This is a genomic window from Rhodanobacter spathiphylli B39 (assembly GCF_000264295.1).
Classification (GTDB): Bacteria; Pseudomonadota; Gammaproteobacteria; order Xanthomonadales; family Rhodanobacteraceae; genus Rhodanobacter; species Rhodanobacter spathiphylli.
Window position 1 is genome coordinate 1 of record NZ_AJXT01000009.1, and the last position, 11,323, is coordinate 11,323.

Consider the following 11,323-nt stretch of genomic DNA (forward strand, 5'->3'; position numbering starts at 1 on the left):
GAGAACATCGCCGATGCCGGCACCGGCACGCTGTCCGCGTCCAACCAGAACTGGAGTCTCACCGGCCACAATCAGGGTACGGTGACCAGTCTGGCCGGAACCTTCTCCGGCATCGGCAACCTGATCGACACCGGTACCGGCCATTTCTTCATGCACTCGGGTGCCGACGGGGATATCTCGGGGAATCTCGACGCTGGAAGCAACGGCAGCCTGGACTACTCGGGATACACCACACCGGTCAATGTGAACCTGTCCGGTGCGGGTACGACAGGGGTTGGCGGTACCACGTCGGGCATCGCAGCGGTGACGGCGAGCAGCAATCTTGGCGTCAGCGGCAATGCGGCCGGCACGCTGACGATTACCACGACCGGAGCCGGAACCAGCACGACGCTGGGTGCGACCACGGTGGGTGGCGACCTGCTCATCACCAGCAGCGGAGCGGTATCGCAGACGGGCGCTGCGCTGGCCGTGGCGGGTACCACCACGATCAATGCCGGCACCAGCGCGATTACCCTCGCTGGCGGCAGCAATGACTTCGGTGGCACGGTGAATCTCGCCGGTGGCGCCACGCAGATCAGCGACATCAACGCCTTGACGCTGGGAACGGTGAGCACGGGTGCGTTGACGGTGAATTCGGGCAACCTGACCGTGGGCGGCATGCTCAACGGCACGGCAGTGAGTCTGAACTCGTCCGGCACGATCAATGAAGGACCGGCAGGCAGCATCACCGCCACCACGCTGACCGGTCATTCGGCAGGTGCAACCAGCCTCGCCGGGGTCAACCATGTCGGCACCCTGGGCAGCTTCACTGCCGCCGGCTTTGCGCTGACCAACGCGCAGTCGCTTGCCGTGACCGGGACAGTCGATGGCGGCGCCAGCATGGCGTTGACCACGACCGCCGGGAACCTGGCCATCAACGGTGCGTTGAGCGGCACCACCACCACCCTGAAATCGGCCGGAACAATCAGCGAAGGAGCCGGCGGCAACATCACCGCCGCGATGCTCACGGGCCAGTCGGCGGGGGCTGCCACGCTCAACGGCAGCAATCACGTCACCAGCCTGGGCAACTTCAGTGCCGCGGGTTTCGCCCTCACCAACGCCCAGTCACTGACCATCGCCGGCACCCTGAACGGCGGCGCCAGTACGGCGCTGACCACCACCGCCGGCAACCTGGCGATCAACGCGGCGGTCAATGGCGCGACGACGACACTCACCTCCGCGGGCGCGATCAGCCAAGGCGCAGGCGGTGTCATCACGGCCACCACGCTGGCCGGCCAATCCGTTGGAGCAACGACGCTCAACGGCAGCAACCACATCGGCACGCTGGGCAGCTTCACCGCGGCTGGCTTCGCACTGACCAACGCCCAAGCGTTGACCGTCACCGGTCCCGTCAGCGGCGGCACCAGCACGACCTTGGCAACCACGGCCGGCAACCTGGCCATCAACGGCGCGGTGAGCGGCACCACGACCACGCTCAACTCGGCCGCGGACATCACCGAAGGCAGCGGTGGCGGCATCACCGCGACCACCTTGAATGGCAGTTCGGTCGGCAACACCGTGCTGAACCAGGCCAACCACGTCGGCACGCTCGGGAGCTTCAGTGCCGCCAATTTCGCTCTCACCAATGCGCAAGCGCTGAGTGTGGCTGGCCCGCTGACCACCGCGGGTGGTACCGGCGACATCAGCCTGACCACGACCAGCGGAGCGCTGAGCGTGAATACGGCCTTGACGGGTGATGACGTTTCGCTGACCTCGGCCGGCGATCTGGCATTGGGCAACAACGTCACGGGCACGACGGTGAACCTGGGCTCCAGCGGCAATATCAGCCAGGGCGGCGGCATCCTCACCGCCGGCACGCTGACCGGCAGTTCGACCGGCAGCACCATGCTGAATCAGGCCAACAAGGTCGCCACGCTTGGCGATTTCAGCGCGACGGCCTTCAGCCTGACCAATGCGCGTTCGCTGACCGTGAGTGGTCCGCTCCAGGGCGGCGCTAGTACCACGTTGACCACGACCGCTGGCGATCTGGCGATCAACGGTGCGGTCAGCGGCACCACCACCACGCTCAACTCCGCCGGCGCGATTACCGAGGGGGCGGCAGGCAGCATCACTGCCAATCTGCTGACGGGTCAGTCGACCGGCAATACCACACTGGACGGCAGCAACCACATCAACACGCTGGGCAGCTTCACGGCAGACTTCAGTCTGACCAATGCGCAGACGCTGACGGTGGTCGGGCCACTCGATGGCGGTCCGGCCGTGACACTCACGACCACCGCGGGTGACCTGATCATCAACGGTGCCGTCAGCGGCACCACGACGACGCTGAAGTCGGCCGGTGCCATCAGCGAAGGTGCCGGCGGCAGCATCACGGCCGGTACCCTGAGCGGCCAGTCGGTCGGCGCGACGACCCTCACCGGCGCCAACCACATCGGTACCCTGGGCAGCTTCAGCGCAGCGAACTTCGCGCTGAGCAATGCGCAGGCGCTGACGGTCAATGGCGCGGTCAACGGCGGTTCCGCCCTGGCCCTGACCACGACCGCCGGTGGACTGTCCATCAACGGGTCGATCAGCGGCACGAAGACCACGCTGAAGTCCGCCGGCGCGATCAACGAAGGCTCCGGTGGCCTGATCACGGCCGGCACCCTGAGCGGAAGCGCGGCAGGCGCCACCACGCTGGGCAGTGCCTCCGGTCGCATCAACAACATGGTCGACACGCTTGGCAACTTCTCGTCGCCGGGTGGTTTCAGCATGACCAACAACAAGACCCTGACTCTGGCGTCGGTCGATGGCAGCACGTTCACGGTCAACGCCGGCAACGCGGTCACCTATCTGTCGGTGACCAATGGCGACTTGTTCCAGCTGGGCACCACGCCGCTCTACAACAGCACGGGCATCTGGGGCTCAACCGGACGGATGGGCAAGGCCTCGGCGCCCATCTACGTGATCGGCAGCGGTTTGCAGCAGATTGCGAATGTCGGTTTCCCGCCCGCCTATTTCTATGCGATCGACAGCAGCAACAACCTGCTGCCGCTGGGTGGTGGTTTCGCGATCAACGTTCCGACCGCGACCGGTGCAGGCAGTGCGCAGAACGGCAACCACGGTGACTCCTACATCGACCCGAGTGTGATCACGGCGAACTATCGTTCCTACGGCATCGTGCCGTCCGGCGTGCGCTTGCCGGCCGATCAGCAGAGCGGGTGCGATCCGGATCAGCCGGACCAGCAGGATTGCCAGGAAGGCGACACGGTGGGGATGGTGGGCTTCATGATGAATGGTCGCCGATGAGCATGCTGAAGCTCGGCGCGGCCGTCCTGGTCGGATTGCTGGCGCCGGGGTGGGTTACGCCACTCGCGGCGCAGCTTGCGCCGCGACTGACCGGAACGGCGATCCTGGAAGAGTTGGGCGCGGCGCAGCACGAATTGTCCGCTCGCGCAGCGGGCATGCCGGGTTCCAGCCTGGGTTCGACCAGCGAGCGCCTCGCCGCCATGAGCGAGGCCCTGCGCAAATCGCTCGGCAAGGAAACCGACAAGCCGATCGACATCATCGACGCCAAACCGAAAAGCAACGCCTATCGTGCCCATGCAGCCAGCCAGCGGGTGCAAGCGTTTCTGGCTGCCAGCAAGGGCTGCCTGGACGTCGACGCAAACGCGATGGCCGATGCGCTGACAACCACGGTGGCCCAGCTTGCCGAAGCCTCGGAGGGGGCGAAGCTGCCGCCGGTTGTCGATGCTGTCGAGACCGCCGATCACCGACCGTTGTTCGTGTTGCGCAACACCCCCGGCAAGACCAGTTTCGCGCTGGTGGGCGCCAACCTGTTCGACGCGCAGTGCGAGGATCCCACGGTCACCGCCACCGATGCCCAGGGCAAGCCGCAGGCCGTGCAGCCCAAGGTGACCGGGGTCTCGCCCGCCCGGATCGAGCTGGAACTGCCCGCGGGCGCCAAGCTGGATCCTGGCAGCTACGTCCTCCACGTGGCGTCGAGGCGCAAGGCCTTCCTGCTTGGCTGCGGGGCCCAGCCCGACGCGGTGGCCGTGGTGCAGGTAGCCACCCCGGCGAAACTTTCGATCAGCTATGTATTGACCACCACGTGCCGTGCCGGGAATGGCAGCGAGAAGGTCGGGTCGCCCATCGCCGGTACCATGCCGGACTTTTCCGGCGGCACCACCGTTTCCAGGCAGGTGGACATAGGGACGTGCACCGATCCGCTGAGTTACACGATCAGCGCGGGAGTCACCTTCGCGGATGGCCGCACCACGACGGTGGGGCCAATCAGTCAGATCGCTTCGGCCGGCATCACCGCGGGACTGCCCGCCGGCCTGACCCTCAGCTGGGACCCGTCGGTGCGTCAGCTCTTCGTGCGATCCGGTGCGAACAGCTGCAAGGGCGTCTACTGAAGCCTGCCCCTGCAACTGCCGGGTCGGATCTGCGGCCGGCTCGTCCTCGGCCTATTCGTCTTCGGGCGTGCCGGAAACCACGCGCAGCTCCGAAATGCCGCCCGGGGCGAGATCCTTCAGCAGGTCCATGAAGTCCATGCCGACCAGTCGCTGGGCACGCCGCAGCAGCAGCGGCACCGGGCTCGACGGTTCGTTGCGCGAGTAGTAGTCACACAACTCGTCCAGCCGCCGCATGACGTCCTGCGGCCCGGAAATGGCACCGTTGGATGCGCGGGTGCCGCCGGTACCGCCTTCGCCGCCACCTTCGCCCGCGTCACCCTCACCGCCTGTGCCTTCCTGCGGGAGCCGCCGCGCCAGCTGGGGGTCCAGGAACTTCTTCAGCTCGTAGATATCGCTGAGCAGATTCTTGAGGTCCGGGCCGGCGGTACCGATGCGGTCGTTGAAGATGCCGTCGATGGCCTTGGCGCTCTCCAGTGACTGGCCGATGGCGGCAGTGACCGCCACCAGTTCTTCTTCGGAACAGTCCATGCAACAGGCTTCGATCTCGGTCAACGACGGGCCGGGTTCGCCTTCCGTCGTGACCTTCAGCGTCCCGTTGGCGATGCGCAGGTCGCGCAGGTCGAAACGGCCCATCCGCGGCGACTGCACGAAGGGTGTGGTGCGGAAATAGCGCAGCACACCCTGCAGGTCACCGAGTGGCACGACCGAATTGACCCGCATGGTCGGATCGTTGTCGTCTTCGGCATCCAGTTGCGGATAGACGGTGTCCCAGAAGTGTTCAAGCAGCCCGCGGATCAGGCTGAGCCCGGCGCTCCATCCACGCATGCCGGAGGTGCGCATCCAGGCGGTGGTGAGGTGGATGGCCGGACGCAAGTCCTTGGATCGGTGCAGCAGGGCCTCGGCCAGTTCGGCGACCTTTTCCCAGTCCGGCTCTTCCGCGGCCTTGACGTTGTCCCCGATGGCGCGTTCCGCCTTGGGTGCGGCGGCGCGTTCCAGCGCGAGGAATTCGGGGTCGTATTCCAGATCGTCACCCGACGGGGATTCATCTCCGATCGGTGCCAACAAAGACTCAAGATCATATTGCGTCATGGGTTTGCACCGCCTTCCAGGTGGGATCGCGCCATTATCACGAATTATCCACACAAAACCAGTCACCGGCGGCTTCAACACCATGCATCGTCGATCTGCGGGACGGCCCCGGGTGGTTGCCGAGGGCGCGCGGATCGGGCCACACGGCAGGACGGCATCGACGAAGTCGGCGTTCCGACGATTCCGACTATCCGGTGGTGCTGCGAGGGCGCCGTTTCCAGCGCACCCAGCGCCGTTCCATCCACAGCAGGGCGCGCCGCGTCGGGCGCCGCAGGAAGGGCAGGTCCTGCGCCAGCAGCAGGAGACCCAGCGGCAGCATCCACAAGCCCAGCAGGGGCAGGATGCTGAAGATGCCGCCAACAATGAGCAGGATGCCCGCCGGAACGCGGATCCATCGAGACGAAGGTTCGCGCAGCCAGCGCATGCTTCGACTCAACGGCGCGGGCAACTCGCGTTCGAACCGGTCCAGCTGGCGGTTCAGTCGTTCTTCGTCTCGGTTGATCATGCCATGAGGGGTTCCGTCGACAAGCCGGATATCTTGCCGGAAAGCGTACTCCGGGCCGCGGGGTGATCGGCCTGGCGCATGTCGACGGCTATTCTTCCTCTTCCCCCGAAGCCGGTGCGACGTAATGGCTGTCTTCCGCATCGCGCGCATGACGGATGGCATTGCGCACGCGCAGATCCAGCCTGTCGAAATCCAGCACGACCTTGCCGGAATGAACATCCTTCACGGCCGATATCGGTATCACGAAGTCTCCGGCGTTCTCGATATAGACCAGCAGTTCGGGCAGGCCGCGCCTGATCTCCCGCACGGCACCGATGCCGTCGGCGCCATCGGTGATGAAGACCATCGAGCCTTGAGTGATCTGCTCGTGCATGGGGTTCCTCCAGGGGAGATGACGAAACGGTGCCCCTCGCACATTTCATGCAGGCGGGCCCGGATGCATCATGGACCCGCAGGGCGTCTCGTGACGGTGAAGGAGGTTCCCCGCATCGGCATGTCAGATGTGCCCGAACATCCGGGAGCCGGTGATGGCTCTTCACGCAGGAGACTGCAACGGTTCCCGGCAACGCCATGCGACGCGCGCGACAGGCGCGTCGCATGGGCGGCTCACCGCGCGAATCGCCTGACCCACGCGACGTAGTTGTCGACGAAGCCCTGCAGGAATTTCCGCGTTCCATCATTGCCGATGCTGCCATCCTCGCTGACAAGATCTTCCTTGAAGTGGATGAACACCTCCGGCTGGGCCAGTACGGGCATGTCCAGGTAGGCGAGCACGTTGCGCAGATGCTGCTGCGCCAGGGCGGTGCCGGTGGAACCGATCGAGGCGCCGATGACGGCCGCGGGCTTGCCGGCAAACGAGTTGGTGCCCCAGGGCCGCGAACCGATATCGATCGCATTCTTCAGCACGCCCGGAATCGAGCGGTTGTATTCGGGCGTGGCGAAGAGCAGGGCATCGACGGACTCGATGTCCTTCTTCAGTCGGGTGGCGGCAGCGGGGTAGGCCGCATCGAAATCCTGCGAGTACAGCGGCAGGTCGTTGATCTGGATGTGCCGGAAGGCGAGATCGTCGGGAGCCAGCTTCTCCACGGCCCGGGCCAGTCGGCGATTGAACGAATCCATGCGCAGGCTTCCCACCATCACGCCAATCTTGATCTGGTTCATTTCCGACTCCGTTGAGTGCTGTGAAACAATGGATGCGCCGTCGTCAAATACGGATGAACCCGGGCAGGCAAATGCCGATCCGGCCTGTATTCTTCGTGGCCCTACCGGCCAACCGTCATCATCTTCCGCGAAAGAACCCCATGCAAGCCATCCAAACCCTGATCGACGAAGCCTTCGAACGCCGCAACACGCTGAACCCGACCGAGATCGAGACCCGTCTGCGCCCCGCGATCGGCCAGGTCCTCGACCTGCTGGAGTCCGGCGAGCGCCGGGTGGCCGAGCCGGACGGCCACGGCGGCTGGACGGTGAACCAGTGGATCAAGAAGGCGGTGCTGCTGTATTTCCGCATCAACGACAACCGCGTGGTCGACGGTGGCCCGGCCCAGGCCTTCGACAAGGTGCCGCTGCGCTTCGCCCACGGCGACGACACCGAGCTGCAGCAGCTCGGTGCCCGCGTGGTGCCCGGCGCGCTGGTGCGCCGTGGCGCGCACATCGCCAAGGACGCGGTACTGATGCCCAGCTACGTCAACATCGGCGCCCATGTCGGCGCCGGCAGCATGATCGACACCTGGGCCACCGTGGGTTCCTGCGCGCAGATCGGTGCCGGCGTGCACCTGTCCGGTGGCGTCGGCATCGGCGGCGTGCTGGAGCCGCTGCAGGCCAACCCCACCATCATCGAGGACGGCTGCTTCATCGGTGCGCGCTCGGAAGTGGTCGAGGGCGTGGTGGTGGAGAAGGGCAGCGTGATCGGCATGGGCGTGTTCCTGGGCCAGTCCACCCGCATCTACAACCGCGCCACCGGCGAAGTGAGCTATGGCCGCGTGCCGGCCGGCAGCGTGGTGGTGGCCGGCAGCCTGCCCGCGAAGGACGGCAGCCACAGCCTGTACGCCGCGATCATCGTCAAGCAGGTGGACGAGAAGACGCGCGGCAAGACCAGCATCAACGAGCTGCTGCGGAGTGGCGAATGAACCCCGTGCTGCATGGACTTCCGAATTGCGACAGCTGCCGCAAGGCGCGCAACTGGCTGGCCCGTTTCGAGGTGGCGCACGACTTCGTCGACTACCGCGCCAACCCGGTGCCTGCGGCGACGCTGAAAGCGTGGGCGGCACAGCTCGGCGGCTGGGACAAGCTGGTCAACAAGTCCTCGACCACCTGGCGCAACCTGCTGCCGCAGCGCAAGAACCCCGGCAGCGATCCGGAATGGACCCTGCTGCTGAAGGAATATCCCGCGCTGATCCGCCGCCCGGTCGTGGTGCAAGCCGACGGCACGGTGAGCGTGGGTTTCAGCGACAACGGCTTCAAGAAACTGTTCGGACGCTGAGATGCCGTTGCGGCTTTCCAGGATCGGGCTGATGGCGACGATCGCGCTGTGGCTGGCGCTGGTCGCCTTCGGCAACATCACCGATTACGGCAGCAACCTGGTCTTCGTGCAGCACGTGCTGGCGATGGACTCGATCTTCCCGGACGCCACCATCCACTACCGCGCGATCCATGCGCCGCTGCTGCAGCATGCGGCTTACGTGCTGATCATCGCCACCGAAACGCTGGCCGCGGTGCTGTGCGGGCTGGGGACGTGGCGCCTGTGGCGCGCACGCCGTTCACCGGCCGCGCAGTTCCATCGTGCCAAGCGCCTCGCCGTGGCCGGCCTCGGCGTCGGGGTGCTGCTGTGGCTGGGTGGCTTCATGGCGATTGGCGGCGAATGGTTCGGCATGTGGATGTCCAGCCAGTGGAACGGGCTGGACAGCGCGTTCCGTTTCGTCGCAGTGCTGCTGCTGGCGCTGGTCTGCCTGGGCCAGCGCGACGACGAACTCGACGACTGACAACAATGAGCACGCATCGCACCCGCCGCTTCCGCAGCAATCTTCGCATCGAGCGTGACAACGCCGCGCTGTACACGCGGCTGGCCGAGCTGGCCGATGATGCGCGACTGGGCCAGGCCTATCGACGCATCGCGGCGGGCGAGCAGGTCAATGCGCAGTTCTGGGAAGAGCGCCTGCGCGAACTGGGCGAGGTGGTGCCGCCGTCGCGGATCGGCTTGCGTGTGCGCACGCTTGGCTGGTTCGCGCAGCGCTTCGGTACCGAGTTCGTGATGCCTACCGTGGTGCGGCTTGAACACGCCGATCATGCCGTCACGCCAGTCGACCGCAGTGGCCATCGCGACCACTTTCCGTTGTCGCAGCCGGCCGGTCCGCACGGGTTGCGCCATCGCGCCCAGAGCGGCAACACCTTGCGCGCCGCCGTGCTCGGTGCGAACGACGGGCTGGTTTCCAACGTCAGCCTGGTGATGGGCATGGCCGGCGCCGCCTCGGGTGATCGCGCCGTGCTGCTGGCCGGTCTGGCCGGGCTGGTCGCCGGGGCATGCTCGATGGCGCTGGGCGAGTGGCTGTCGGTCAACAGTTCGCGCGAGTTCTACCAGGCCCGGATCACCGAGCGCGCCGAGCGCCTGGCGGTGGCGCCGGAAGACGGCCTCGAACACATCGCCGGCATCTATCGCGACAAGGGGCTGGAGCCGGCGGCGGCCGAGCACCTGGCGGAGCATGTGGCCGAAACGCCGCGCGCGGCGCTCGACATGCTGGTGCGCGAAGACCTGGGTGTCGATCCGGCCGAACTGGGCGGCTCGGCCTGGGGCGCGGCGATCTCCTCGTTCTGCCTGTTCGCCTGTGGCGCACTGTTTCCGGTCGCGCCATATTTCTTCCTCGGTGGCCACATGGCCATGCTGGCCAGCGCCTGCTCCACCGCCGCCGGGCTGGCCCTGATCGGCATCGGCACCTCGCTGTTCACCGGACGCAGCATGCTGTTTTCGATCACCCGCCAGTTCGGCATCACCGCCGCGGCCGCCGCGATCACCTACGGGGTAGGCCATCTGCTGGGCGTGGTGCTGACCGGCTGAGCAACCGGGCCGGGCGTGCTTGGTATGCTGCGGCTCTTGCCCTGCGTGACTATCGCGAGTGCCCATGTCCGACGTCTTCGAGCTTGCCTGTGACCTGATCCGCCGCCGTTCGGTGACGCCCGATGACGCCGGTTGCCTGCCGCTGATCGGCGAGCGGCTGGCGCATGCCGGTTTCCGCGTCGAGTACCTGCGCTACGGCGAAGTCGACAACCTGTGGGCCAGCCATGGCGACGCCGGCCCGACGCTGGCGTTCCTCGGCCACACCGACGTGGTGCCCAGCGGGCCGGAAGCCTCCTGGCAAAGCCCGCCGTTCGAGCCGGCCGTCCGGAACGGACGTCTATACGGCCGAGGTGCGGCCGACATGAAGGGCTCGGCCGCCGCGATGGTGGTGGCGCTGGAGCTGTTCGTGGCGGCACATCCCGCACATCGCGGCCGGGTCGGCCTGCTGCTGACCAGCGACGAGGAGGGCCCGACCAACCTCGACGGCGTGCGCCGCGTGGCCGAACACTTTCGCGAACGCGGCGAACGCATCGACTGGTGCGTGGTGGGCGAACCGTCCTCGAAGGAACGGCTGGGCGACCTGATTCGCGTGGGCCGCCGCGGATCGCTGTCCGGCACGCTGGTGGTGCGCGGGGTGCAGGGCCACGTGGCGTATCCGGAAAAGGCGCTGAATCCGATCCACGCATTTGCCCCCGCGCTGGCCGAACTGGCCGCCGAGCGCTGGGACGAAGGCAATGCGGACTTTCCGCCCACCTCGTTTCAGGTTTCCAACCTCAACGCGGGCACCGGCGCGAACAACGTGATACCGGGCGAACTCGCCGCGCTGATCAACTTCCGTTACTGCACTGCCAGCCGCGCGGAAGACCTGAGCGCGCGCACCGAGGCGATCCTGCATCGCCACGGACTCGACTTCGCACTGGACTGGAACCTCTCCGGCGAGCCCTTCCTCACGCCACCGGGCGGCGCCCTGCGCGACACCGTGGTGGCAGTCTGCCGCGACCTGTGCGGCATCGATCCCGAGCAAAGCACCGGCGGCGGCACCTCCGACGGTCGCTTCATCGCCCCGATGGGGGCCGAAGTCGTCGAGCTCGGACCGGTCAACGCCACCATCCACAAGGTGGACGAGTGCGTGGACATCGCGGACCTGGATGCGCTGCCGGCGCTGTACCGGGCAGTGTGCGAACGCATGCTGGGATAGGCGCGGGGCGAACCTGTGGCATGGGGCGACGAGCCGGGCGCCGCTGCGAAATGTGAAGAACCCATAGACACGGTGCCACGGGC

11 protein-coding genes are annotated in these 11,323 nt (G+C 66.6%); 7 read left to right on the forward strand and 4 right to left on the reverse strand.

Translation table 11 applies throughout. The annotated features are described in order from the left end of the window. A partial coding sequence (locus UU7_RS18635) for a beta strand repeat-containing protein (RefSeq protein WP_007806413.1) occupies positions 1-3,288 on the forward strand: 3,288 nt, incomplete at its 5' end. Further along, positions 3,285-4,397 (forward strand): hypothetical protein, encoded by a 1,113-nt coding sequence (locus UU7_RS06165; RefSeq protein WP_007806414.1) that lies wholly within the window; start codon positions 3,285-3,287, stop codon positions 4,395-4,397. The genes UU7_RS18635 and UU7_RS06165, both read left to right, overlap by 4 nt. Positions 4,398-4,448: 51 nt before the next feature. Here UU7_RS06165 and tssA read toward each other — a convergent pair whose 3' ends face one another. The 4 genes from tssA to UU7_RS06185 form a co-directional block, all read right to left on the reverse strand. Beyond that, the gene (gene tssA, locus UU7_RS06170) at positions 4,449-5,486 is read right to left on the reverse strand and encodes a type VI secretion system protein TssA (RefSeq protein WP_040672965.1); all 1,038 of its coding nucleotides are present in this window, start codon (positions 5,484-5,486) and stop codon (positions 4,449-4,451) included. Between the two features lie 187 nt (positions 5,487-5,673). Beyond that, positions 5,674-5,991: a hypothetical protein gene (locus UU7_RS06175; protein ID WP_007806416.1), complete on the reverse strand. Its 318-nt coding sequence runs from the start codon at positions 5,989-5,991 to the stop codon at positions 5,674-5,676. Between the two features lie 88 nt (positions 5,992-6,079). Then, entirely contained in the window at positions 6,080-6,364 is a 285-nt protein-coding gene (locus UU7_RS06180; protein WP_007806417.1) for a hypothetical protein, read from the reverse strand. A gap of 233 nt (positions 6,365-6,597) precedes the next feature. Next, a complete protein-coding gene (locus UU7_RS06185) occupies positions 6,598-7,152 on the reverse strand; it encodes an NADPH-dependent FMN reductase (RefSeq protein WP_007806418.1) in 555 nt (184 codons plus the stop codon). A 140-nt stretch (positions 7,153-7,292) separates the two neighbouring features. Between UU7_RS06185 and dapD the strand changes: the two genes are divergently transcribed. The 5 genes from dapD (at position 7,293) to dapE (ending at position 11,240) form a co-directional block, all read left to right on the forward strand. Next, positions 7,293-8,120: a 2,3,4,5-tetrahydropyridine-2,6-dicarboxylate N-succinyltransferase gene (dapD, locus tag UU7_RS06190; protein ID WP_007806419.1), complete on the forward strand. Its 828-nt coding sequence runs from the start codon at positions 7,293-7,295 to the stop codon at positions 8,118-8,120. Beyond that, complete coding sequence (locus tag UU7_RS06195; RefSeq protein WP_007806420.1) at positions 8,117-8,473, forward strand: Spx/MgsR family RNA polymerase-binding regulatory protein; 357 nt, start codon at positions 8,117-8,119, stop codon at positions 8,471-8,473. The genes dapD and UU7_RS06195 overlap by 4 nt, the downstream gene beginning before the upstream one ends. Position 8,474: 1 nt before the next feature. Then, positions 8,475-8,972 carry a DUF2165 family protein gene (locus tag UU7_RS06200; RefSeq protein WP_040672967.1) on the forward strand — a complete coding sequence of 166 codons (498 nt, stop codon included), beginning with the start codon at positions 8,475-8,477 and terminating at the stop codon, positions 8,970-8,972. Positions 8,973-8,977: 5 nt separating this feature from the next. After that, a complete protein-coding gene (locus UU7_RS06205; protein WP_007806424.1) occupies positions 8,978-10,042 on the forward strand; it encodes a VIT1/CCC1 transporter family protein in 1,065 nt (354 codons plus the stop codon). 64 nt (positions 10,043-10,106) lie between these two features. Continuing rightward, complete coding sequence (gene dapE, locus UU7_RS06210; protein WP_007806426.1) at positions 10,107-11,240, forward strand: succinyl-diaminopimelate desuccinylase; 1,134 nt, start codon at positions 10,107-10,109, stop codon at positions 11,238-11,240. The last annotated feature ends 83 nt before the right edge of the window (positions 11,241-11,323 follow it).